This window comes from Paenibacillus sp. FSL H8-0537, from assembly GCF_038051995.1.
GTDB lineage: Bacteria > Bacillota > Bacilli > Paenibacillales > Paenibacillaceae > Pristimantibacillus.
This window is the reverse complement of sequence record NZ_CP150290.1, coordinates 5,045,977-5,069,655: the sequence shown is the minus strand read 5'-3', so window position 1 is coordinate 5,069,655 and position 23,679 is coordinate 5,045,977. Positions and strand designations below refer to the sequence as shown.

Genomic DNA, 23,679 nt, shown 5'->3' with positions numbered 1-23,679 from the left:
GATGGTGCAGAGATGAGCTTTTTCGATTTGACAGGAAAAACAGCGATTGTGACAGGTGCCGGACGTGGTCTAGGCGCGGCAATTGCTGTAGGCTTGGCGAGAGCGGGAGCAGATATTGCGCTGGTTACGAACAGCACGCCTCCTGCAGACGTAGAGAAGGAAATTCAGGCGCTTGGCCGCAAAACGGTATCGATTCAAGCCGATGTATCTGATCGCAGCCTGCTGCCGGGTATTATCCAGCAGACGCTGACGGGACTTGGCCGCCTCGACATCTTGGTCAACAATGCGGGCATTATCCGTCGTACGCCTGCTGCTGATCACAGCTTTGAAGACTGGCAAGCGGTGCTTGATGTCAATCTGAATTCGGTCTATGTGCTCAGCCAGCTGGCTGGACGCCATATGATTGAGCAGGGCTCAGGCAAAATCATCAACATTGCGTCGATGCTTTCGTTCCAGGGCGGCATTAATGTGCCGGGCTACACCGCGAGCAAGCATGCGGTTGCTGGTCTGACGAAGGCGCTTGGCAACGAATGGGCTTCGAAAAATGTGCAGGTGAACGCCATTGCTCCAGGCTACATGAGCACAGACAACACCGAGGCGCTTCGCGAGGACCCGGTTCGCAGCAAGCAAATTCTCGACCGTATTCCAGCTTCCCGCTGGGGTGAATCCGAAGACATGATGGGGCCGGCGATTTTCCTAGCCTCCGCTGCATCGAACTATATGAATGGCCACGTCCTCTGCGTAGATGGCGGATGGATGAACCGCTAGTCTTTGTATATTGGATCAAGGTGAAACGGCTCGCGCCGTCCTCTGGCGGCTTGCGGCGTTTCAGTTCGAGAAATAATATAGAGAAAGTATGGCGAAACCATATACTTTCCTATATTTTAAAAAAGTAACCGCCATGGCGGCTCCTCTTAGGGGACCGTTATTGGCGGTTACTTATTTATGTATGGCTATTTTTTTCGAGAACTTATTCAACATCATAACAGAACGCAAAGAAACAGTCTATACTTTTGGTGAAATTTGTAATAAATTTGAGGTGCCGGCAAAAGAAGAAGAATGGAGTGTTGTTCCGTGGATTTATTTTGCCATCTCAAGCTTGATGATTTGCAGGAGTATATGGGAAAGGTTTTTGGCACCGATTATGTAGTTGCAAATGTATCCAAAATGCATGGAGGTGCACAAAAGGTCGTTTAAAAAATAGACTGCACCAATCGTTTTTCCTGCGTTTTATATGTATGGGATCTTAGCATGAATTTTTTTCAAGAGGAAATAGCAAGCTCTTCTATAGCTGACCAATCCTATGGCAGTCATTTATTTGAAATGAATAATCGTTATTTAAGAGCATATGGCATTCAGACCCCTGCTCTTTATAATCTAAATACGGAAAGAACCGACTACCATTTTGATTACGCCCTCGTGGAGTATGTAAATGGACATAAGGCGGAACACTATTTCCAACACTCCGATACAAAAGTTCAAGACCAATTATTTGAGCGTATCGGAGATATGCTTACTTGCATGCACGCCAACGAAAGACGGGGCTATGGATAGCCTAATCAAGTCGGAGAGCATCTGAGAAGCTGTCATTTATTGCAATTGGAAAATGCGAAAGAGCAGTTATCCTAATCTCATCGATATCGAAGGTGCTGGATTTTATGATATTGAACATGAGCATAGCTTTTTAGAATTACGTTTTAGGGATTTTTACCGTTATTTGAAAAATGATACTCTTGACCAAAACCGAATGTTATTTTATCAATGGCATCATCATATCGCTTTAACCTCAGGTGGCTTGAAGCTGCTTCATCGAGGGTTTCCGGATCAATCATTTGCCAAAGGCCTCGCTGATTATCATTGCCTACGGACATTGCAGTTTTTAGAAGGCTGAAATGGCAGGAGAGGGGCTGTAACGGTTGTATTTTGCAACGTTACAGCTATGTTCAAAATCAGTACTAACAGTGAGTGATTTTTGTGATATGATAATAGTAATGTTCAAACGTTTTGTAACATGTTACCTATTGTTGTGAATGCTATGTAAAGGCTTTATAATAGTAAATATCTTAATACTTTAATAATAGTGATCAACTGGAGAGCCTACATTTTTTCTTCAAATATTAGTGTGTAAGGACGGTAGAAATGAGCAACAGACAAACCAAAACAGACGTTATCTTAATTGGTGCCGGTATCATGAGTGCGACTTTGGGGTCACTGCTGAAAGAATTAGTACCGGACTGGGAAATTACAGTTATTGAACGACTTGCAAGCGCAGGAGAAGAAAGCTCTAACGAATGGAACAATGCAGGAACGGGGCATTCTTCCTTGTGCGAGCTTAACTACACCGTGGAGAAACCAGACGGCTCCGTAGACATTAGCAAAGCAATAAAAGTCAATGAAGAGTATCAGGTTTCCAAGCAGTTTTGGTCCTATCTTGTGGACAACCAACTTATTTGTAATCCGCGGGACTTCATTACGCCATTGCCTCATATGAGCTTAGTTCAAGGGGAAAAAGATGTAACGTTTTTGAAGAAACGTTTTGAAGCGTTGTCTAACAACCCCTTGTTTCAAGGAATGGAATATTCCGAAGACCCGGGAAAGCTGCTGGATTGGATTCCGCTTATAATGAAGGAACGGACTTTGAATGGGCCTATAGCGGCCACTAGAATCGAATCCGGTACGGATGTCAACTTTGGCGCTTTAACGCGCATGTTGTTTACACACTTGAAAAGTAAAAACGTCGATATCAAATTCAAGCATAATGTGGATGATATTAAACGTGCCGAGGGCGGCTCGTGGGAATTGAAAGTACGCAATGTAGATAATGGCTCGATCGAGCGCCGTACTGCGAAATTTGTCTTTATCGGTGGCGGAGGTGGAAGCCTGCATTTGCTGCAAAAATCCGGTATTCCTGAAGGAAAGGGCATTGGAGGATTCCCGGTAAGCGGCATATTTATGGTGTGTAAGAAGCCGGAGATTGTAGCGCAGCATCATGCAAAAGTATATGGTCAAGCTCCAGTTGGCGCTCCGCCGATGTCGGTTCCACATCTTGACACCAGATTTATCGACAAGAAGGAATCGTTATTTTTTGGACCGTTTGCCGGCTTCTCGCCAAAGTTTTTGAAAAACGGCTCCATGATGGATTTGCTGGCTTCTGTAAAAACGGATAATTTGGTTACCATGATGGCGGCAGGCGTGAAAAATATGTCCTTGACCCAATATTTGATCAAGGAAGTTATGCAATCAAAAGAACAGCGGATGGAAGCTTTACGCCAATTTGTCCCGAATGCCAAAAGCGAGGATTGGGAGCTAGTAGTAGCAGGCCAGCGTGTACAAGTCATTAAAGATACAACTGCCGGCAAAGGAACACTTCAATTTGGTACGGAAGTGATTAATGCCGCTGATGGATCAATCGCTGCTTTGCTTGGCGCATCTCCAGGCGCTTCTACTGCTGTTTCCGTCATGCTTGAGCTGATGGGGAAATGCTTCCCGCAGCATATGAAGGCGTGGGAACCGAAAATAAAAGAAATGATTCCTTCTTATGGTGTGCAGCTATTGAAAAACCCAGAGCTTATAAACGAAATTCATACGTCGACTGCACGGACACTTGATCTAAACAGTGAAAAGGGCCCAGTCAAGCAGGTGCAATAGAATACAGTGGTTTATAAATGAGAGGCGTCCGCAAATCCGGACGCTTTTTATTTTTGTGGCCGAAGCTCCTCCAAGCACATCGAAAGGTTTTTTCTCCAGATGCGCATATTTAGTGCTACACTAAAAATAGGAGGCGAATGAAAAATGAACATAACTATCGACCAACAAGGCAGCTCTAAAGTTGCAGTTATAGAAAGCCCGGATCTAATTATTTGCAATGTTCAAGATGCGCTGGATTTAATGGCTTCTGTTAATTACCATCACGAATGTCATAAAATTTTGCTGCAAAAAGAAAATATAACGGAAGATTTCTTTGAGCTCAAAACCAGACTTGCAGGCGAGATTTTACAGAAATATGTAAATTATAAGGTTAAGCTGGCCATCGTTGGAGATTTTGATACCTATGAAAGCAAGAGCTTGAAAGATTTTATTTATGAATGCAATAATGGTAAGCAGGTATTGTTTTTACGGGACACACAGGCTGCTGTTCTAGCTTTGCACAATATGACTTAACGAGAGAAGGCTTGAAGTCCAGCCATGCCTATCATTTGACAGATAAAAAACGCGTATGATAAAATAAACCCAATTTATAGGAATGGAGGGTTACGTGTGCTAAACTAATTTTTCGATTTTTAGCTCTGCACAAGGAATGGAATAGACGTGTTACGGCTATGTTCTGTGCGTAGTAATCGGAGAATGGTTTACCTCATGGTAACCTTATTTAGTTATATGCGAGTAGTGGTTGACGATGCGTCAGCCGCTGCTCCTATTCTCGATTACTGGAAGCACAGGCAGCTGGCCTGTGTTTTTTTATTTTTAGTAATGGAGGAATTATAAAATGAGTGAACAACTACTAAACATTAACGGTGTTAAAATATGTACGGAAAGCTTTGGGGACCCTGCTGATCCAGCTCTTTTGCTCGTTATGGGAGCCCAAGCGTCAATGGTGTGGTGGGAAGATGAATTTTGTCAGCGCCTTGCAGCTGCTGGACGTTTTGTTATTCGTTTTGATAACCGCGATGTTGGGCGTTCTACCGTATACGAGCTTGGGAAGCCGGGGTATAAGTTTGAAGATATGGCTGATGATGCGGTTGGTATACTTGATGCTTACAGTATTAAGCAAGCGCATATCGTCGGTATGTCTATGGGAGGCATGCTAACGCAAATACTCGCTCTGCGTCATCGCGAAAGAGTGCTTACCGTCTCGCTTATTGCAACATCCAATTTTGCAGAGGGTCTTCCTCCAATGGAAGAGAAGGTGGCGCAATTTTTCGCTAATTCTGAAGTGATCGACTGGTCTAATGATGAAGCTGTCATTTCTTTTTCAGTTAGTAAGTGGAGAGTTCTAGTGGGCTCAAAGCATCCACTCGATGCGGATCGCGTATATCAGTTGGCTAAACAAGAGGTAGAAAGAAGCAGCAATATGGGGAGTATTAACAATCATAGCGTGGTGACAGGCGATTTTTCCTATTTGGCTAGAACGGCTGAAATCGATGTCCCCGCGCTCATAATACACGGCACAGAGGACCCGATTATTCCTTATGAACATGGAATTTCACTTGCGAACACGATCCCAAGCAGCTTTCTGCTTACCCTTGAGGGCTCAGGACATGAAATTCATCACTGCGAATGGGATAAGATTATTGATGCTATCATTAACCACACGTTATGACGGAAATCATTATAAACGACGCTTAAGATGCGTTGGATTTAATGGCAGCGTTGGGGTACAATAACGGATGCAGTAAGAACATATGAGAGCAGTCGCGACGATTCGTCAGCCGCTGCTCTTATTTTCGGTTTGATGAAGTAGAAAGCATGTTTCAGCACGATACTTATTATTCAGCTTTTGAAAAGTATTTCGATTCAAGATGGGCTGTGCTACAATAGAATCACAAAGTAAACCGCTTAACCTTTGATATACACGACAAATGGTAACGCTTACAATAATTTCACTCTTTGTAGGGGGTTGAATATGCTTAAGCTTAACAACTGGTACTTCCGGTTGCTTGTATCTTATTTTCCAATTTTGGTGCTTACCGTGTCAATGATCATTTTTTTATCGTTCATTGCGGTGAATGAAATATCGCGGTCTGAGACAGAAAAAGCAGACAGTGTCACTACCGGCTATGTGGTGGATGGTGTCGAACGAGCTATCCGCGGGGTGGAGTATGATGTGATGAATGAGGCGGTCAAAAATTCGAACTATGCGGGATATTTAAATGGATCGATCGAAACAAACGTCAGATACGCCGTTGTTCATAGCTTGCGCTCGCTTAGGGAGGGAAGCGATCTAATCGAGTCCATCTACCTGTACAGGGAATCTGACAATATGGTGCTGACGGAAAGCGGGCAAACGGAGCTCAATGAGTTTGGCGACCGTGATTTTGTGCAGCAAGCGAAAGCCAAACGTGATTATCAAGGGTGGTCGACAAGCCGTGAATACCGTGAATACGAACACCTGAAGCCAATGAGGGTCATTACAATGTATAAGCGGGCTCCTTTTCCGTTTGGAAAAGAAGGCTTGCTTGTCATTAATGTGAATTTATACGCGATTGAGCAAATAATAGAAAACATGACGAGTCGTCAGGTATCCTTCATACGAATTACAGATACGGCTGATAAGCTTATCTATCCAGTGAACAATAGCGCAGATGCGTCCGACGGAGGCAGCGTACTGACCACCATTCAGTCGGTTACTTTAGGTTGGACGTTCAAGAGCGGTATCCAAGCGGGCCAATTGCTCGGTTGGGTATCAGTCGTCTCGTATGCATGGGTCATTATGGCGGTTCTGACCTTTGTAGTGGCTATCATTTATATTATTTGGGTGACGCGCCGCAATTATAAGCCGATTCGTCTAATGATGAATCGAATACAGGCGCTGCAACTGCGGAGCGGCGACGGAGGAGCGGTTCTGACAGATGATCTGACGATGATTGACCGCGCGCTTGAAAATCTAATCGTTCAGTCGTTGGATCACGAAAAGAAGCAGCGTGAAAGCATGATGCTTCAGCGCAGGCAGCTTTTTAACGAGCTGATTAGCGGGGAGCAAAATGGGCAAACGAACGAGCGGATGCAAAAGCTGGCTTTGCTGCCGGACGCTGGACGGTATGCTGTTATGGTTGTGAAGCTGAACCGTTACGATGAATTTCAGTCTGAAAACACGCTTAATGAGCAAAATGTTCTAAAATTTGCGCTCGGCAATGTCATGCAAGAGTTGGCGCATAACGAAGGCTTGCAAGGATGGGGAGAATGGCTGGCGCCGGATCTCATCACCTTTATGTTCGCGGTTTCGAATGACGATTCCCGCATGCTGGATCAGCTTCAGGCTTCTGCTGTCGTTGCGCGGCAATGGGTAGGGGAGCATTTACGGTTTAAATTATCGATTGGGATTGGTTCAATCGTAAACGAATGGAGCCGAATCGGACAATCCTACCGCGATGCCCTTACCGGTATGGAATATCAGCTCTGCATCGGAACCGATGCGATTACGTTCAGCGGTGATATTCCGCAGGGAAGGCAGCACGGTACGTTCAATTACATCCAAATGTGTACCGATTGTTTACAGGAATTCAGGCTGACGAATGAAAGCTGGCGCAATACTTTAGAGCAATTGTTCAAACGACTCAGTACGGAAGCGATCAAAGATGAAGATATTCATTCGCTTATGCAGCTCTTCATGCAAATGCTGAGTCGCGAGCTGAAGGATTTATCAGAATCACTGAATGAATGTTTGGAAGGTGAACGCACATCTGCGCTGCTTGCCAAACTAAAGACAGCCTCGACTTTGTTAGAAATGAAGGAACTGCTGCTAGAATATTTGGCTGATCTCTACGATGCTTATGTGGCCATGAGTGAGACGAAAAGCTACAAAACGATGATAACGGATATGAAGGCGTACATTCAGGAAAACTTCGCTGATCCCGATCTGTCCCTCAATCATTTGAGCGACCGCTTTCAAATATCGGGCAAATATGCAAGCTACCTGTTCAAGCTGGAGTACGATATGAAGTTTGTTGATTTTCTTGTTCAGCTTCGCATGCAGCAAGCAGAGCGCTTGCTGGTGAATACCGATGAGACAATTCAAGGGATTGCACTCCAGGTTGGCTATGCGAACTCCATTACCTTCGGCCGGGTATTCAAACGAATAACCGGTGTAACGCCAGGCGAATTCCGAAAGCTTAAAATGCGTCCTTCAGCTCTGAACTAATGTGTGCAGAGAAATAGTCGTTTAGCTCATCAATCACACGTAAATATGAATAGATGAGTTTTTTGTAGAAGCAGCAGTTCGAACAGGAAAGCATGTTCGAGCGGCTGCTTCTATTTGTTTAGCACGAATAGAGTTTATCCTCGGAAATGGCTTTATGACGGGCTTTTTCGGCGTTTATGGAAAACGGTTTATATCGGGAAAATGATCTATTCTACTCGTCAAAAGCCTTACTGGGCAAGGGTTCGGCGTAACGGTTTGCCGCTCCGAAACTGGTTTATTGCAAGCGTACTATATACCGTGTCATACTGAGGCCACTTCCTAATCACGGTTAGCAAGCGACGATTGAAAGCGCGTTCAAATGTGCTTCATTTTTTCGGTTAATAATCGAGTGAAGGTAGCAAAATAAAGGAAAAGAAAGAGGGGTTGAATCAAATGATGAAAGTTGTGAAGGGGAAAAAGAAAGCCAGCGTTTTGTTAGCACTTACGCTTGCAGGTACGATGATTCTTGGTGCATGCGGCAGCAACAATGAAAAGGGTAACGAAGCAGCAGGGGGCGAAGCGACTTCCGGTAAGAAAGTTACACTTAAGGTGGAAGTATTCGATCGGGGCAATACCCCATCCGGTTTGACTATTACAAATAACTATTTAACAAAATACGTACAGGACAATTTCGGCACGCCAAATAATATTGATGTTCAATTTGTTCCGATTCCACGCTCGGAGGAAATTCAGAAGCTTAACGTTTTAATGGCGAGTGGAAGTGATGTTCCGGATATCGTATTCACATATGATTCGGGTACTTTTTACCGTTACGCTGAGCAAGGCGGTTTGACTGACCTTGGCGAGCTGCTTGATCAGCATGGTCCAAACCTCAAAAAATTCCTAGGTGAAGAAACATTGGCTTACGGAAACTTTAAAGGCCAGCAATTTGCATTGCCAGCGAAGCGTTCGCATTTGGGGAAATATGCATCTTTCGTTCGTCAAGACTGGCTCGACAAGCTAGGCCTGCCTGTGCCGCAAACGACAGATGAGCTTTACACGACTTTGAAAGCGTTTAAAGAAAAAGATCCGGGTCAAACGGGCGGCAAAGTTATTCCGCTCGGTATGGCACTAGCATCTGCTCAATATGAGCCGCTCCTATGGTCCTTCATTCAACCTGTCACTGACGAACAGCGCTACACGCAGATCCAGCAGCTCGGATCAAATGACTTTCCGATCCTGCTTCCTGGATTCAAAGACGGCTTGAAATTCATGAATAAGCTTTATAACGAAGGACTAATGAGCAAAGACTTTAGCCTTGATGAAGACAAGAAGAAATTGAATGAGGATGCGTCTAAGGGCTTGGTCGGTTTCTTCAGCGAAGATGATATGAACCCATTCTACCCAGATGGCTTATACTCGACGCTGCAAACGAACATTCCAGACGCGAAGCTGTCTTCCGTTGATGTGTATACCAATTCTGAGGGTAAGCATCCGAAGCCGGAATATGCGCCAGTCGGCATGTATCTCATGGTTCCAAAGAGCAGCAAACATGCAGTAGAAGCAATCAAGTACTTGGATTGGATGGCTTCGGGAGATAATCTGCTCACCATTCAAAACGGCGTAGCAGGCGAAAATTACACACTAAAGGATGGTATCCCGGTATTGAATGAAGATGCTGCTACAGATGTGAAAAACCGTGTATACAACGGCGGTGACATGGCCATTATCTCCAACGGAAAGCAGCTGGGCGATTCAGAGCGCAACGTTGAAGCTTATGTTCAAGGGATGCCTGAGAAATTCCAAGAAGAAACTCGCAAAGCACTGACGATTTCTAGATCGGATACCATTAAGCCTGTCTTGTTCGACCATCCGATTGAAGCCCAAGCCAAATATGGTGCGGCGCTGCGTGACAAGTTCAATGAAATTGTCGTAAAAACAACGATGGTGAAGCCGGATCAATTCGAAAGCACATTTGAATCGATTATGAAGGATTATATGGCAGCCGGCGGTCAAGCGATTTTGGATGAACGCACGAAAGCTTATGAGGCTATGAAATAAATAGAACGCCTGCAATAAGCAGCTCGGGGACGATGGATATTTCTAAAGTCCCGTCCCCGAGCTTAATCGTTAGCAGATAGGAGTGGATAATATTGAACATGAGCGTGTATTTACGCAGATACTGGCAATTATATATGCTGCTTATTTTACCGGTTGCTTATTTCTTAATTTTCAAATACGGGCCGATGTATGGCATCATTATCGCATTTAAGGATTTCAACTTTTTCCAAGGTATTAATGGTTCTAAGTGGATAGGGCTTGATGCTTTCAAGGAAGTATTCGCAATGGCGGACTTTTACAAGACGCTGCGCAATACGCTCATGCTTAATTTCTTGGACCTTCTTGTATCTTTCCCAGCTCCGTTGTTTATCGCAATTATGCTGTATGAGCTCAAAACGGCTTGGTTCAAAAAGATTTCACAAACGATTTTGTACATTCCGCATTTTATTTCGTGGGTTATTATCGGCGGGATCGTCTACCAAGTGTTTGGTACTCAATCCGGTATGGTAAACAATTTCATAACTTCGCTAGGCTTTGAAGCGATTCCTTTTCTTACTGACAAAAACGATTGGTTAATTACGTATTTGATCGTCGGCGTATGGCAAAGTGCTGGCTGGGGTACGATCATTTATTTGGCAGCTCTTACAGGTATCAATAGGGAGTTGTTCGAGGCGGCTGACGTTGACGGAGCGGGCAGACTGAGAAAAATTTGGAGCATTACGCTGCCATCCTTGAAGCCGACCATTGTTACCCTCCTTATTATTAACGTGGGCAATATGATCGCCATCGGATTTGAACGTCCTTATATTATTGGTAATACCGCTGTACGGGATTATTCGGATGTGCTCAGCACCTTCGTATACCGTATCGGCATTGAATCTGGACAATATACGCTTGCTACGGTCGTCGGCTTGTTCCAGGCAGTTGTCGGGCTTGTGTTTGTATTAGGCGCCAACTACTTATCGAAAAAACTGGCAGACCAAAGCATCATTTAAAATATAAGAATTTATAAACTTTTATTTTGATTCAGATTAGAAAGGAGCGATATGACATGAAAGATCAACAAGCCAGCCGATCCTTTGATATTGTCAATACGATCGCTATTTTATTATTCGTGCTGCTATGTTTGACTCCGTTTCTTCATATAATTGCCATTTCGTTAAGCTCAACACGTTCCATCATGTCTGGCGAGGTCAGCCTTTTTCCTGTCGAAATGAACTGGGATGCCTACAGCAAGGTGTTTTCAGATCAATCGATGATTCGTTCACTCGGTTTTACCGTTATACTGACGGTATTATTTACAATCATGTGCATGGTCATGACGATTGCGGCGGCTTATCCGCTTGCCAAAACGAAATTAAAGGGACGCAAGCTTGTCATGTTCGTTATTATCATTACGATGTTTTTCAGCGGTGGACTTATTCCGGAGTATATGCTCGTTCGTAATTTAGGCTTGCTCGATTCGATGTGGGCGCTTATGCTGCCAGGTCTCATTAGTCCGTTTTATATGATTATTTTAATTACGTTTTTTCAAAATATTCCCGATTCGCTGGAGGAGTCAGCAGAGATTGACGGAAGCTCTTACCTGCGCACTTTGGTTAGCATTATCGTGCCTCTTTCGATGCCTGTTATTGCTACACTAAGCTTGTTTTATGCAGTAGGGCGCTGGAACGGTTTTACGGATACGCTTATGTATATTACGAGCCCGGAGATGTATCCGCTGCAATTAAAGCTTTATCAGCTGGTTCAAAACAACATGGTCAGCGAACTGCTCGTAATGGAGGGAGCAACTGGACAGGCGAAGCTGCAGCCGGAAAGCTTGAAGGCGGCCAGCGTTATTTTCGCAACTGTGCCAATTATGATTGTCTATCCGTGGCTGCAGCGGTATTTCGTTAGCGGTGTCATGCTTGGGGCGGTCAAAGGTTAAACGAATTTATATTTCAGGAGGAGCTTATGGGAAAGGATAAAGGTCAATATTCGTTCTCGACATGCTGGAATATTAAACGTCATGATGTCGGCAGCAGCATGATCGATGAAATTCGGGAACTCGGCTTTCGCTACGTGGAGCTGAACTATAACGTTACACAGGAGCTGCTGAAGACGATCGAGCCCATGATTGAACGGGGAGAAATCGGAGTATCGAGTGTCCACAATACGTTTCCGCATGTTGCTGATCCCGACTATGGTACCGATTCTGTGCTGCTTGGCTTTGAAGACGAGGAAAAGCGGCAGCGTGCAATCGAGCTGCTGATTCGTTCGGCGGAATATGCGAATCGCTATGGGGCGAAGGCGGTTGTCGTGCATCCGGGAGAGGTGCCGTTCGACTATAACATCGATAATGAGCTTAAAAAAATTTACCACGATCAAGGTCCGGAATCCTCCGCTTATTTAAAGCTGTGGAATGAGATGCTGGAGCGCAGGGAATCGTTGTCGGAACATTACCTGCAGCGCATTGGCGATAGTCTGGAGGATATTTGCGACCAGATCGCGGCTAAGGGCTGGGACGTATCGATTGGCATCGAGACGCGTTCGCGGTGTTATCAGATGCCAACGCTGCGCGAGGCGAAATCGGTGTTTGATCGGCTGAAGGGCGCCCCGGTCGGCTTGTGGTACGATTTCGGCCACGGCATGATGATGGAGCGTATGGGCTTGTACGATAATGCACGGGATATGGAAGCCATTAAGGACAATGTGGTCGGTATCCATATTCATGAGACGGTCGGGTTGTCTGATCACTGGTGTCCGTATGTACACAGCGGCGATATGAACTATTTCGATCGCTTCCTTCCTATCATCGAGGCAGCCCCTGTGAAGGTATATGAATTAAAAGCAGCATGTACACCGGAGGAAATCGAACAGAGCCACGAACAGCTGCTCGCCAAGCTGTCTGAGCGCAAGGTGTAGGATAATGGAAGGGAAAACAGTAAGCCTATATTCGCAGCCTGGAAAGCACGCCTACTCCCCGCTGCTAATTATTTCCGAGCTTCTGCCGAATGTCCGCACCGCGACAGACCGCGATGCCGGACTGGACGGTCTTACTCTGCCGGAGTGGTACAAAGCGCAAGGGCAGTATGATGAAGAGACGAATGTACTAGTTCGGGCCTATCAGCAGGCGTATCATCGGTTCACGCCATCGTTTGAGTTCGTTCCTTACGAGCTTGCGGAGCGTGAGCCGTTGTTCGTTCCGTGGGAAACGCTATACGAAGAAATACCTGGACGCATTGAGGTGGAGTTGGCTGTTATTAGGCATACGCGTAACGGATCAACGGAGAATGAGGAAGGAAGATGAACATGCATGAGAAGCTGGTTGCCGTCAATGATGGCTGGGTAAAGCAAGGAATTGACAATCAAATAATGGACAGCGGCAGCCGCTTCTACGGCGGTGTAGCCGATCCGGACAACGGGGTTGCTTGGCCGACCCACATGGGAACGCCAACGTTTATGGCGCTATGGGCATGCTCACTGGTTGATGAAAGCTCCAACTATTATCATGACGAACAGCTGCTGCGGCGTTTGGAGCTGGCGGCGGCCTTCATTGTCCGCGAGCAGCACGAGGACGGCACGATATCGCCGGGTTGGACCAATATGCATTCGCCGCCAGACACCGCCTTTGCCGTCGTTGGACTTGCTCAACTGCTTGAACTGTTGGTGAAGCATGAATGGGCTGCGCTGGAACGGGCTAGAGCGGACATTAGAAAGTTTCTCGAGCGTTCTGCGCCGGCATTGCTGACCGGCGGCTGCCATACGCCGAACCATCGATGGGTGCTGACAGCGGCGCTTGCCTTCTTGCACAGGCTGACTGGCAATGCCGAGCTTATAGCTCGCGCTGATCAATGGCTGGCTGAAGGTATGGATTGCACGGAGGATGGAGAGTGGACGGAGCGCAGCAACGGCATCTACAACGGAGTAAGCGACGTCATGCTGTTCCATGCTGCTGAGCTTCTTGGCAGGCCCGAGCTTCTCGAGCCGGTTCGCCGCAATTTGCGGATGATGGCTTATCTCATTCACCCGGATGGAGAAGTTGTTACGGATTATTCTGGACGCCAGGACTTTGGTCAATTGTTTGATATGTCCAGCTATGCACTTGTATCCAGCCTTATGGCGCATCGCGATCAGAATCCTTTGTTCGCTGCCTTGGCTGAGCTCGGAATCAAGGCGCTTAACCATCCGGGACCGATCCCGAACAATGTTTTGCTCGGCTTTTTGCTTCATCCGGAACTGAGAGAGCCGGGTGTGGAAAGCGGCAGTTTGCCGGATCATTACCGGGTTGTCATCAATGGGAAATTTAATCGGCAGCATTATTTAAATCAGATGGAGTCGGCCGGTCATGGCGGAAAAATCTATCACAGCCGTCTGCATCCCGAATTCGGTGCACCGGTTGCCCGGCAGTGGGATGGACGAACGAGTGTTACGGTCATGGCGGAGACGAATTCGTTTTTTGCACTTCGGCACGGAGCGGCGCGGCTGCTTGGTGTGCAGGTCAGCAGCTCGTTCGAGCCGGGGTTTATCAAAATGAACGATATGGAGCAGCTTGAATCCGGCTTCGTTTTGAAGGGTACGGAATCAAAGGGCTACTACGGACCGATTCCAACGGATCGTCTGCCTGAAATAGCGAGCAATGCTGTCAGTCCGTGGTATTTGCTGCCGCATCAGCTGCGTGAAGTAACACATCTTCAGCAGCACGACGTACGAATTGAGCTCATTGAAACGCCGGACGGCTGGCGACTCCGTGTTCAATGCGACAAGCCGGATGTGCTTTTGACTCAAATTTCCTTCGTATTCGGAAAGGAAGGGCAATTGGCTGGCGGCGAACGGGCCTCTGCCGAAACGGGCACGCAATTTTGGAAAGCAGGCACTGTAAAATTTACGGCTGGCGAAGATTGGATTGAAATGGACGGCGGTGCGCATGAACATTGGGCTAAATCTATTCGCGGCGCTGCATTCCCGGTTGATTGCCAGACGCTGGTTGTAAACGTGCTGACGCCTTATGACCGCACGTTTCATATCCGGTTGTCGCCTAGTGATGACAATAGGACGAGCGGGCAGTAATTTTATAGCTGGCTTGGATGACTTGCGCGCACGGCAGTTAACGGCTAGTATGGCATAGGTAATATATACTGCATAGCCTGCCAACAGGTTTAGCAATCAGCAAACCTTAATGATGAAAAAGGCAGCTGATAGTCATGAGCCATATGAATGACTATTGGCTGTCCTTTTTAATTTAAGCATTTATAAGTATCACCCTTATAATGGACTTATCTTTCACCGGGAAACGATAGCTTTGCCGCCAGAGGACGGCGAAAGCCGATTACTTTTAGTCTAGGCGGACCCAGCAGCAGCTATTTGCCCATTTTAGGCGATTTTGGAGGGTAAACGGACAGGAAAGCCGTTAAGACGGTTTTTCTGGCTATAAATGTTCATAAAGTGGGCGATTAGCGGCCTCTGAGTCCGCGAGCCTGCTTAGCCCCCTGTATCTGAACAAATAGCTGCTGCTGTGTCCGCCAAATTCCTATTTGAGATTCTTTTGTTGCTACAGCCATCATCAGTGCGCGTCCACGCTATATTCGATCCTTTTGAGCTCCACTATTGAAAGTCAAAAAATACTTCCTCATTTTTAATGATGATCCACGGGTTTTTATCCAAATCAGCGACATTTTGCAGCGTATATTTTAGATAGAAAATGTCGTCCTTCCAATATTCTTTGACATAGACGGCTCTTAAGGTCGCTTCGCCTTCAATCTGCTCCGGCAAAGAGATGTCCACACCAAAATAGTCTTCCTCACTCTTATCGCGATATGGGTTGTTTTGGAAATACATTAACCGAACGGAGTCCGAGGTTTTGCCAAAGTAGGCATTTGATTGCAGCTTCTTGAACACGTCAAATGACGCGCATGATTGTGTACAGGCTTTCGTTCGTTCCCCAGAGTGGATTCTAAAATCATAATAGCTTTGCAACGTTTTAATAATGGCATCCTCTTCATCGTTCAAAGCAGAAGGATCAGCGAGCTGTTTTTTTCCCGCATAAGAGGCTTGAAAATTTTCGATTTTATTAATATTATCTCTAGCTATAAAAATGGTTCGTTTAGTATCTAGATGGTATCCAATATAGTAATCAGCTGAAATATCCAATTTAATGAGTGTCATCGTCTCATTTTCCAAAGAGACTCGTGACATTTCAATTTTGCGTTCTTGAGCCTCATATTTAGCTAAATTAATAAATTGTGCATGAACGCCGCTCAGATATACGGAATAGCACAGGGTGAGGGCTGCAGCGAAAGCCATAGCTATTTTTAACGTTAATTCATTAATTTTAAATAAGGATGAGGTTCGATATAAAAAATAAAAGATAAGGAAACCAACACTGTAGAAAAAAATATTTTGCACAGCCAGCGGTATGTTTAAGTCATCAGTTAGGGTTAAAATTTGAAAAAAAATCATTGAACAAATAAAAATAATAAATAGGAGGCCATGCGTTAAAGCCGATAAAGGCCGCTTGCGATTTTTAAGTATGAAATAAAAAAAGCGCCTTAATTTCACATTGGAGCGGTTCGTTGGTCGGCGCGGTTTTCTGCGTGCTTTTTTTGTTGTAAATACAGCAATCGTTATAACAGGTAAAGCTAAAAAGAAGGTGAAATAAATACCATTAATTAAATATAGACCCTGGGATACAGGATAAAACGTTAAAATATCATTGAAAATAAATTGATCTCCCAAATAAGGATTAAAAGATCCTTGCACATATAGAAAACCGACAGTATAAACCACGAATGGCACATACCATAGCTCCTGCAGCAGCTTTAGCAGTTTCTTAATATTTTCTGGCATTCGATTAATCTCCCTCGCAGCATCTTAGTAAATTAGTCCTATCCTTTTTATCGGATTACGAATGCCAAAAATGTATAATACTAGTTTTTTAACGCAAAAAATACCCTGAGGGCTGAAAGCATTCAGCTAGCTCAGAGCATATATCATTCGATAGCCTGTATAATAAAACAGCTCACGGAAGAAAAAAGGAAGCTGGGTTCGCAGGCTGCTGTATGCGGAGGTCGTTGTGGGGGAGGAGTAGGCGGTCATTTCCAGCTCGCCTGCCATCATGAGCGCACGCTTCATATGCAGCGGATCACTGACGATTATAAAGGATTCTAGCGCATACGGCTCTGCAGCAGCTAACGCATATTTGAAATTTTCCTCTGTAATCTGCGATTGGTCTTCAATTAGAATATGCTCAGGCTGCACGCCTTTTTCAATTGCATAGCTCCGAGATACTTCTGACTCTGCAAGCTCATCCACAGACCCGCGTCCTCCGGTGAAAATAATAGACTCGGCATAGCCCAGCTCATACAGCTTTATAGCGTGGTTCAGACGCTCCCGCAGCACGGGCGATGGCTGATCGCCCCAGACCGCCGTGCCGAGCACAAGGATGGCATCAACGGGCCTAGCCTCATCCTTCATGCTGAAAATCAATATCTCGCTCGAGAACCAGCAGATTAACCCAACTGTAGCTGCTGCAAAGCATAGCACAAGCGTTCTGATTTTTTTCGAAACGATCCGTTTTCTCATCACTTGCCCTTTCCTCATAAAATAATTTTCCCTCGCTGGTTGTTAGCCGATCATAATTTTACCTTCCGGATAACGATACAGCTCCTTCTTCTCCTGCGTTGGAACGAGTGTAAACGCCAGCGTCAGCGGCCCGAGCCGCCCAGCGAACATCATAATAATAATCAGAACTTTCCCAATAACGGTCAAATGCGGCGTCAAGCCAAGCGACAGTCCGGTCGTACCGAAAGCCGATGTCACTTCAAATAGCAGAACGAGGAAATCGACATCCTCGGTCGTAGATAAAATCATTGTAAATAAAATAATCGCCGCCAGCGAAGCAATCGTAATCGTCAGCGCTTTGTACACGCGGTCCTTCGCCAGTCTTCTGCGGAAAAAAACGACATCCTCACGGCCGCGAATCATCGCAAACACCGCTCCTATAAGAATCGCAAACGTCGTCACCTTAATGCCGCCGCCCGCAGAGCCTGGTGACGCACCGATGAACATGAGCAAAATAATGAGAAACTGCGTTGCATGGCGCAGCGACGGAATATCAAGCGTATTGGCGCCGCCCGAACGCGGCGATATACTTTGGAACAATGAGCTGTACAGCTTGCCGCTTATGCTAAGCGGCTCTAGTGTTTTGGTATTCGTAAACTCAAAAATAAAAATAACGGCTGCACCTGCAACAAACAAAATGCCTGTCGCATAGAGCACAACCTTGGAATGAAAGGACAGCTTGCGCGTTTTGGGGTAATCCCACATTTCCGCCAGCACGATAAAGCCGATACCGCCGAGAAAAATGAGTGCAATGACGATCACATTAATGATTGGATCGTTGACATGATTGACAAAGCTGCTGAACGGACCGTTCATCGGCCCCATAATATCAAATCCAGCGTTGGTGAACATCGACACGCTATGAAAAATGCCGAAGTACAGCGCCTTGCCGAAGGGCATTTCCGTTGACCAGCGCAGTGCGAGAACGAGAGCACCTACCCCTTCGATCGCAAAAGCATAAATGAGCACGCGCCGAATGAAGCGGACGATCCCTTCCAGCGAGGATTGATTCATTGATTCCTGCAGCAGCAGCCGCTCGCGCAGCGATATTCGTTTGCGCAGGGCAAGGGCGAACAGCGTAGACATCGTCATAAAGCCAAGCCCGCCAATTTGCATAAGCACGAGAATAACGAGCTCGCCAAAGGTCGAATAGTGGATGCCGGTATCGACGACGACAAGCCCCGTTACGCAAACAGCGGAGGTGGCTGTGAACAATGCGTCAATGAGCGGCGTTGCGTGATGGTTTGCCGAAGCATGAGGCAGGGAAAGCAATAGAGTACCGACCGCAATAATCGCGAGAAAGCCGAGCGTAAGAATTTGCGGCGGAGTCATTTTCAGAAAAATGGTTCGTAGTTTGAGCACACAGTTAATCTCCTTTATATGTAACGAAACAATGGTGTAGTTGAAAAAAACGAGCAGTTGTCGCCAATACCCGACAACGCCGTTTGCACTTGAAATATAAGGATGCATAAGTATTGTTATTATTATAACGCTTATATTTCTACGCGAAACGAGCTTGTGCTGCCAAAGGTAGGCACAGCCGTTTGCGCTCGCAACCTCATTATCTGGTATAATAGGCCAATATGCAACAGGAGGCGCTGGGGTGCCGCGATTAGGGAGGACAACGATGAAATCAAGATATATAGCAGGGATTTCGCTTGCCGTTATGGGGGCAGGCTTTATTACGACGAGATGGTGGCTGCCAGACAATGCATGGACACATTTGCTGGAAAGCGGCTTTGAAGCAGGTCTGGTCGGCGGGATTGCCGACTGGTTTGCGGTGACAGCCCTGTTCCGCCATCCGATGGGCATTCCCATTCCGCATACGTCCTTGCTGCTCAAAAACCGGAGGAAAATCGAGGGCTCGCTCATCAGCGCCATGGAAAATGAACTGCTGAATAAAGACAGCATTACCCGCAAGCTGTCGGGCTTTCAGCTGTTCGCAGGAGCTGCGTCGGCAGCGACCAAGCTGATTGGCAAGCGCAGGTTCAGAATGTCGGCAGTCGATTTTGCCCAGTCGGCTGTAGAGCGATTTCCCTTGGAGCGCATTAGCAGCGTGCTGCATGGCTTTTTGGCGGATTATGTGAAAAAGCAGGATTTTACGCCAATCGTTCGCAAGCTGGCGGATCGTTTCGTCCATGAGCGCTGGGATGAACGGGCGCTGGATTATGGTCTTGAGCATGTGGGCCACTGGATTCGCAAGCGTGAAACCGAGGAAATGCTCGGCAAGCTCGCCTTTAAGAAGCTGGAGGAGCTTAAGGTCGGCGGCTTCATGGGTTTTGCGCTGCAAGCTTTCGTCGGCTTTATGAATGAGGAGAAGCTCGGTGGTTTGATTCAGAACATGCTGCTCTCTACGATGCAGGAGCTTTCTTATCCTGGAAGCCCGCATCGGCAAAAGCTGCTGCTTGAGGTAAGAGCCCAGGCAGAGAAGCTTGCCGATAACGAAGAGCTAATGCTCAAGCTGAAGCAGCTTATTGAACAGGGTGTGGACAGCGTTGAAACGGAGCGCTTCATCCATTTGCGTCTGGAGGAGCTGCGGCAGCTTGTGCTGGACAAGCTGGAGGAGCAGCATCGCAGCGGTGGGCGCGCGATTGTGCAGGGATACCGTTTTGCAACGGATTATTTGAACGGCAAACAAGAGATGCTAGACAATTGGGAAAACGGCATTCGCGGATATCTCGTTCGACTTATTGAGAACAATCACTATCGCATCGGTGCGCTTGTTCGGGATAATCTTGAGCGGATGGATGACAAGGCGCTCGTCTCGATGCTGGAGGAAAAGGTCGGCAACGATTTGCAGTGGATTCGCGTCAACGGCGCATTATGCGGTTTTGTCGTAGGCGTCATTTTGTCCTTTTTCTAACAGAAATTTCGGCCATTTACATTTATAGGGGACAGCCTGAATCTTTTGTGATAAGATCAAACTACAAAATGACCAATGAATGATAAAGAGGATTGACATGGAACGAGGTGCCTTTGCGCACGTCAAAGGGTAACAGGGAATCGGGTGCAAATCCCGAGCGGTCCCGCCACTGTAATCAGGGAGTTTTCCTTCACCAGCAGGAGTCACTTGGCCTATGCTTTAGGGCAGCCGGGGAAGACGAAGGAAAATGTTGATCTGCTAGCCAGGAGACCTACCTCGTTCCAGCACCACAGTGCCTTCGCGGAAAGGATAGGTGTACGAATGAAAGCGATTGCTACCAGTCTATTTGCTGGCGCAACCGTCTATTTCTGCGTACACATGACCGTTTTCCCGGCGAAGGGGAGGCGGTCTTTTTTATTTTTCAAAATAGAGAGAAAGGATAGGGGTTTTTCATCCTTTCTCTCTATTTCTCGGAATGAGATGCGCCGCGCCGCCAGAGGACGGCTTTCGGCCGTTTCTCCTTGCAGGCATTATAGAACAATCGGGAGGGTATTGAAACGAATGGTTAAGTTAAAAAGAAAGACAGCAGCAAGCACCGCTTTGCTGGTTATCGGCTTCACGCTTTTTTTACTGGTGAATGAGCCGCAAGCCGTCTATGCGATGCATATTATGGAAGGATTTTTGCCTGTCGGCTGGGCGATTTTTTGGTGGGTGGCCTTTATTCCTTTTTTCATCTTAGGTGTACGTGCTATTCGCAAAATTACCAAGGAAGCGCCAGAGCTTAAGCTGATGCTTGGCTTGGCAGCTGCCTTCACCTTCGTGCTGTCCGCGCTGAAAATTCCTTCCGTTACAGGAAGCAGCTCGCATCCGACGGGAACGGGGCTTGGAACGGTCATGTTCGGACCGCTGCCCATGAGCGTATTGGGTTCAATGGTACTGTTGTTTCAAGCGGTGCTGCTGGCGCATGGCGGGCTGACGACGCTTGGAGCGAATGCTTTTTCAATGGCGGTTGCCGGTCCCGCTGCGGGCTATGCGGTCTATCGGCTGCTGATGCGTTCAGGCAGCAAGCAAGGTCTGGCGATATTTTCCGCTGCTGCTGTTGCCGATCTGGCTACTTATATCGTCACTTCCATTCAGCTCGCAGTTGCTTTTCCGGCTGTCGAAGGCGGCATTATCGCGTCCTTTATGAAATTTGGCGGTATTTTTGCGATTACCCAAATTCCGCTCGCTGTTAGTGAAGGCTTGCTGACGGTATTGATCTGGAACTGGCTGCAATCTTTTAATACGGACGAGCTGTCTATTTTGAAGCGGAGAATGAAAGGGGAGCGCGTATAATGAGCCGCAGTGCCAAAAATATTTGGATTTTAGCCATTGTTGTTTTACTTGCCGTTGCGCCATTAATATTCATTAACGCCGAGTTCGGCGGCGCGGATGGGGCAGCGGAGGAAATGATCCAGACGATTGCGCCCCATTATGAGCCTTGGGCGTCTCCGCTGGCAGAGGTGCCGGGAGAAACAGAAAGCATGCTGTTCGCGCTGCAAGCTGCGATTGGCGCTGGCATTATCGGCTATGTGATTGGCCTATTTAAAGGGAAGTCGGAGAAAACAAAGCAGCAATGATGAAATGGATCGATACGATTTCTTATTCCAATCGGCTGCGGGATTTATCCGCCTTTTGGAAATGCGGGCTTGCAGCCCTGCTGCTGCTGCTTGCCTATCTCGCTCATCCGCTCGTGCAGCTGGCCATTTTTGGATGGCTTATGCTGTGGACGATTGGCTACGCGAAAGTACCTGCCAAGCTTTATATGGCGCTGCTTTTCTCCTCTTGCTTGCTGTTCGTTCTCAGCCTGCCTGCGCTGCTTATTGAATTCACTAGCAGCAGTAACAGCGGCAGCGCAGCAGAAAGCCTGGCAGCTGAGAAAGCAGGCTGGGTGCTCGCTTCATGGGAGCCGATCAGCTTGTATGTGCCGGAGGCATCCTTAGGTCTTGCCGGACCTATTTTCACGCGTATTCTTGCTTGCCTGGCCTGCATGTTTTTCATCACCTTGACTACCCCGTTTCCCGAGCTGCTGCAGGTGCTGAAGCGGTTGAAAATGCCGCAAATTGTACTGGAGCTCATGATCATTATGTATCGCTTCATCTTTCTGCTGCTGGATACGGCGGGGGCTATGCTGATCGCGCAGCGCGCACGGGGCGGTCAACATGGTTTTAGAGGAAAGCTTCAAGGTACGGCAGCTATTGCCGTGCGGCTCTTCGTCAAGACGATGCATCGCTATAAGGGGCTTTCGAATGGGCTGATGGCAAGAGGATTTACGAATGAGATCCGCCTTGCGCCTGCTGTAAAGCGGACGGTTCGCCTCCGATATTGGGCGGAAGCTGGGCTAGGCATAATCATTTTATTGGCAGCAGAGCTATGGCTTCGGTATGGAGGTGAATAAGCTGGCAGACAACGATCAGGCATCAACCATTATGGAAATGAACAGTGTAAGCTATGCATATCCCGGAACGGACAAGGTCGCTTTAAACGGGCTAGAGCTGCGGATTCCTGCAAGCAAGAAGGTAGCGCTGTGCGGGCATAATGGCTCGGGCAAGTCGACGCTTTTTTTGCAGCTTATTGGCATTAATCGTCCGCAATCCGGTTATGTCAGCTGGCGCGGCGAGCCGCTTTCTTACAAGCCCAGAGAGCTTGCCAGCTTGAGACGGCGCGTTGGTCTTGTTTTTCAGGACCCGGAGCATCAGCTCATCTTGAATACCGCTTATGAGGATATTTCTTATGGGCTGCGCAATGCGGGGCTTCATGAAGAGGAAATTAACAGGCGTACGGGGCGTATCATCCAGCAGCTGAACTTGCAGGAACTGGCTCATAAGCCGCTGCATCATCTTAGCCTGGGGCAAAAGAAGCGAGTCGCTCTTGCCGGCGTGCTGGCGCTGGAGCCGGAGCTGGTACTGCTTGATGAGCCGGCTGCTTATCTCGATCCGATATCGGAGCAGCGGCTGATGGCTGAGCTGGACCGCATTCATGCGAGCGGCATAACGCCGGTTATGGCAACGCATGACATGAATATGGCCTATGCTTGGGCGGACTGGATTTTTATTATGAATGAGGGCCGCTGTATATTGGAGGGTACGCCGGAGACGGTATTTCGCGAAGGCGAACGTCTCAGAAGCCTTGGACTCACGCTGCCAATGGTGCTGGAAGCTTGGGAGGCACTGCCGTCTGAGCTGCGAGGAGAACAGCCGCCGCCGCGCACGCTCGCACAATTTAAAGCGGCTGTAAAATCTTTTGTTGTATAAAAACACGAAAGTGTGTATAGTTATAC

At 47.1% G+C, this 23,679-nt stretch carries 20 protein-coding genes, 1 pseudogene and 1 riboswitch; of the genes and pseudogenes, 18 read left to right on the top strand and 3 right to left on the bottom strand.

Annotated elements, in window-relative coordinates:
• Window positions 1–12: 12 nt before the first annotated feature.
• The 13 genes and pseudogenes from kduD to MHB80_RS21295 all read left to right on the top strand — a co-directional run bounded on the left by kduD (window position 13) and on the right by MHB80_RS21295 (window position 14,947).
• Window positions 13–768 (top strand): 2-dehydro-3-deoxy-D-gluconate 5-dehydrogenase KduD, encoded by a 756-nt coding sequence (kduD, locus tag MHB80_RS21355; RefSeq protein WP_341278864.1) that lies wholly within the window; start codon window positions 13–15, stop codon window positions 766–768.
• 88 nt (window positions 769–856) lie between these two features.
• Complete coding sequence (locus tag MHB80_RS21350) at window positions 857–1,150, top strand: hypothetical protein (protein WP_341278863.1); 294 nt, start codon at window positions 857–859, stop codon at window positions 1,148–1,150.
• Between the two features lie 50 nt (window positions 1,151–1,200).
• Window positions 1,201–1,891 (top strand): annotated as a pseudogene (locus MHB80_RS21345) (phosphotransferase).
• 248 nt (window positions 1,892–2,139) lie between these two features.
• Window positions 2,140–3,648: a malate:quinone oxidoreductase gene (locus MHB80_RS21340; protein ID WP_341278862.1), complete on the top strand. Its 1,509-nt coding sequence runs from the start codon at window positions 2,140–2,142 to the stop codon at window positions 3,646–3,648.
• 144 nt (window positions 3,649–3,792) lie between these two features.
• A complete protein-coding gene (locus MHB80_RS21335; protein ID WP_341278861.1) occupies window positions 3,793–4,161 on the top strand; it encodes a DUF4180 domain-containing protein in 369 nt (122 codons plus the stop codon).
• 325 nt (window positions 4,162–4,486) lie between these two features.
• Window positions 4,487–5,320 (top strand): alpha/beta hydrolase, encoded by an 834-nt coding sequence (locus MHB80_RS21330; RefSeq protein ID WP_341278860.1) that lies wholly within the window; start codon window positions 4,487–4,489, stop codon window positions 5,318–5,320.
• A 303-nt stretch (window positions 5,321–5,623) separates the two neighbouring features.
• On the top strand, window positions 5,624–7,858 hold the full coding sequence (locus MHB80_RS21325) for an AraC family transcriptional regulator (RefSeq protein ID WP_341278859.1): 2,235 nt from the start codon (window positions 5,624–5,626) through the stop codon (window positions 7,856–7,858).
• Between the two features lie 432 nt (window positions 7,859–8,290).
• Entirely contained in the window at window positions 8,291–9,898 is a 1,608-nt protein-coding gene (locus MHB80_RS21320; protein WP_341278858.1) for an extracellular solute-binding protein, read from the top strand.
• A gap of 92 nt (window positions 9,899–9,990) precedes the next feature.
• Window positions 9,991–10,893, top strand: a complete 903-nt coding sequence (locus MHB80_RS21315; RefSeq protein ID WP_341278857.1) for an ABC transporter permease subunit — start codon at window positions 9,991–9,993, stop codon at window positions 10,891–10,893.
• Between the two features lie 56 nt (window positions 10,894–10,949).
• Window positions 10,950–11,825 (top strand): carbohydrate ABC transporter permease, encoded by an 876-nt coding sequence (locus MHB80_RS21310; protein WP_341278856.1) that lies wholly within the window; start codon window positions 10,950–10,952, stop codon window positions 11,823–11,825.
• A gap of 26 nt (window positions 11,826–11,851) precedes the next feature.
• Complete coding sequence (locus MHB80_RS21305; protein ID WP_341278855.1) at window positions 11,852–12,802, top strand: TIM barrel protein; 951 nt, start codon at window positions 11,852–11,854, stop codon at window positions 12,800–12,802.
• 4 nt (window positions 12,803–12,806) lie between these two features.
• Window positions 12,807–13,187 carry a hypothetical protein gene (locus MHB80_RS21300; RefSeq protein ID WP_341278854.1) on the top strand — a complete coding sequence of 127 codons (381 nt, stop codon included), beginning with the start codon at window positions 12,807–12,809 and terminating at the stop codon, window positions 13,185–13,187.
• Window positions 13,184–14,947 carry a hypothetical protein gene (locus tag MHB80_RS21295; protein ID WP_341278853.1) on the top strand — a complete coding sequence of 588 codons (1,764 nt, stop codon included), beginning with the start codon at window positions 13,184–13,186 and terminating at the stop codon, window positions 14,945–14,947. Before MHB80_RS21300 ends, MHB80_RS21295 begins: the two co-directional genes overlap by 4 nt.
• A gap of 534 nt (window positions 14,948–15,481) precedes the next feature.
• Here the strand turns inward: MHB80_RS21295 and MHB80_RS21290 are convergent.
• The 3 genes from MHB80_RS21290 to MHB80_RS21280 form a co-directional block, all read right to left on the bottom strand.
• Complete coding sequence (locus MHB80_RS21290; protein ID WP_341278852.1) at window positions 15,482–16,723, bottom strand: hypothetical protein; 1,242 nt, start codon at window positions 16,721–16,723, stop codon at window positions 15,482–15,484.
• A gap of 126 nt (window positions 16,724–16,849) precedes the next feature.
• Window positions 16,850–17,458, bottom strand: a complete 609-nt coding sequence (locus MHB80_RS21285; protein WP_341283045.1) for a YdcF family protein — start codon at window positions 17,456–17,458, stop codon at window positions 16,850–16,852.
• Window positions 17,459–17,500: 42 nt separating this feature from the next.
• Complete coding sequence (locus MHB80_RS21280; protein WP_341283044.1) at window positions 17,501–18,829, bottom strand: TrkH family potassium uptake protein; 1,329 nt, start codon at window positions 18,827–18,829, stop codon at window positions 17,501–17,503.
• A gap of 295 nt (window positions 18,830–19,124) precedes the next feature.
• Here MHB80_RS21280 and MHB80_RS21275 point away from each other — a divergent pair, with 295 nt between their 5' ends.
• From MHB80_RS21275 to MHB80_RS21255, 5 genes are all read left to right on the top strand, one after another.
• The gene (locus MHB80_RS21275; RefSeq protein WP_341278851.1) at window positions 19,125–20,360 is read left to right on the top strand and encodes a DUF445 domain-containing protein; all 1,236 of its coding nucleotides are present in this window, start codon (window positions 19,125–19,127) and stop codon (window positions 20,358–20,360) included.
• Window positions 20,361–20,448: 88 nt separating this feature from the next.
• Window positions 20,449–20,654: riboswitch (cobalamin riboswitch) on the top strand.
• A 267-nt stretch (window positions 20,655–20,921) separates the two neighbouring features.
• Window positions 20,922–21,695: an energy-coupling factor ABC transporter permease gene (locus MHB80_RS21270; protein WP_341278850.1), complete on the top strand. Its 774-nt coding sequence runs from the start codon at window positions 20,922–20,924 to the stop codon at window positions 21,693–21,695.
• Window positions 21,695–21,979 (top strand): energy-coupling factor ABC transporter substrate-binding protein, encoded by a 285-nt coding sequence (locus MHB80_RS21265; RefSeq protein WP_341278849.1) that lies wholly within the window; start codon window positions 21,695–21,697, stop codon window positions 21,977–21,979. The genes MHB80_RS21270 and MHB80_RS21265 overlap by 1 nt, the downstream gene beginning before the upstream one ends.
• Window positions 21,976–22,797: a cobalt ECF transporter T component CbiQ gene (gene cbiQ / locus MHB80_RS21260; RefSeq protein ID WP_341278848.1), complete on the top strand. Its 822-nt coding sequence runs from the start codon at window positions 21,976–21,978 to the stop codon at window positions 22,795–22,797. Before MHB80_RS21265 ends, cbiQ begins: the two co-directional genes overlap by 4 nt.
• On the top strand, window positions 22,784–23,653 hold the full coding sequence (locus tag MHB80_RS21255; RefSeq protein WP_341278847.1) for an ABC transporter ATP-binding protein: 870 nt from the start codon (window positions 22,784–22,786) through the stop codon (window positions 23,651–23,653). The genes cbiQ and MHB80_RS21255 overlap by 14 nt, the downstream gene beginning before the upstream one ends.
• Window positions 23,654–23,679: the final 26 nt, after the last annotated feature.

Bases quoted from the DNA above. Each gene is read 5' to 3' on its own strand.
- kduD (WP_341278864.1), top strand. From the start codon at position 13: ATGAGCTTTTTCGATTTGACAGGAAAAACAGCGATTGTGACAGGTGCC.
- MHB80_RS21350 (WP_341278863.1), top strand. From the start codon at position 857: ATGGCGAAACCATATACTTTCCTATATTTTAAAAAAGTAACCGCCATG.
- MHB80_RS21340 (WP_341278862.1), top strand. From the start codon at position 2,140: ATGAGCAACAGACAAACCAAAACAGACGTTATCTTAATTGGTGCCGGT.
- MHB80_RS21335 (WP_341278861.1), top strand. From the start codon at position 3,793: ATGAACATAACTATCGACCAACAAGGCAGCTCTAAAGTTGCAGTTATA.
- MHB80_RS21330 (WP_341278860.1), top strand. From the start codon at position 4,487: ATGAGTGAACAACTACTAAACATTAACGGTGTTAAAATATGTACGGAA.
- MHB80_RS21325 (WP_341278859.1), top strand. From the start codon at position 5,624: ATGCTTAAGCTTAACAACTGGTACTTCCGGTTGCTTGTATCTTATTTT.
- MHB80_RS21320 (WP_341278858.1), top strand. From the start codon at position 8,291: ATGATGAAAGTTGTGAAGGGGAAAAAGAAAGCCAGCGTTTTGTTAGCA.
- MHB80_RS21310 (WP_341278856.1), top strand. From the start codon at position 10,950: ATGAAAGATCAACAAGCCAGCCGATCCTTTGATATTGTCAATACGATC.
- MHB80_RS21305 (WP_341278855.1), top strand. From the start codon at position 11,852: ATGGGAAAGGATAAAGGTCAATATTCGTTCTCGACATGCTGGAATATT.
- MHB80_RS21300 (WP_341278854.1), top strand. From the start codon at position 12,807: ATGGAAGGGAAAACAGTAAGCCTATATTCGCAGCCTGGAAAGCACGCC.
- MHB80_RS21295 (WP_341278853.1), top strand. From the start codon at position 13,184: ATGAACATGCATGAGAAGCTGGTTGCCGTCAATGATGGCTGGGTAAAG.
- MHB80_RS21290 (WP_341278852.1), bottom strand. From the start codon at position 16,723: ATGCCAGAAAATATTAAGAAACTGCTAAAGCTGCTGCAGGAGCTATGG.
- MHB80_RS21285 (WP_341283045.1), bottom strand. From the start codon at position 17,458: ATGAGAAAACGGATCGTTTCGAAAAAAATCAGAACGCTTGTGCTATGC.
- MHB80_RS21280 (WP_341283044.1), bottom strand. From the start codon at position 18,829: ATGACTCCGCCGCAAATTCTTACGCTCGGCTTTCTCGCGATTATTGCG.
- MHB80_RS21275 (WP_341278851.1), top strand. From the start codon at position 19,125: ATGAAATCAAGATATATAGCAGGGATTTCGCTTGCCGTTATGGGGGCA.
- MHB80_RS21270 (WP_341278850.1), top strand. From the start codon at position 20,922: ATGGTTAAGTTAAAAAGAAAGACAGCAGCAAGCACCGCTTTGCTGGTT.
- MHB80_RS21265 (WP_341278849.1), top strand. From the start codon at position 21,695: ATGAGCCGCAGTGCCAAAAATATTTGGATTTTAGCCATTGTTGTTTTA.
- cbiQ (WP_341278848.1), top strand. From the start codon at position 21,976: ATGATGAAATGGATCGATACGATTTCTTATTCCAATCGGCTGCGGGAT.
- MHB80_RS21255 (WP_341278847.1), top strand. From the start codon at position 22,784: ATGGAGGTGAATAAGCTGGCAGACAACGATCAGGCATCAACCATTATG.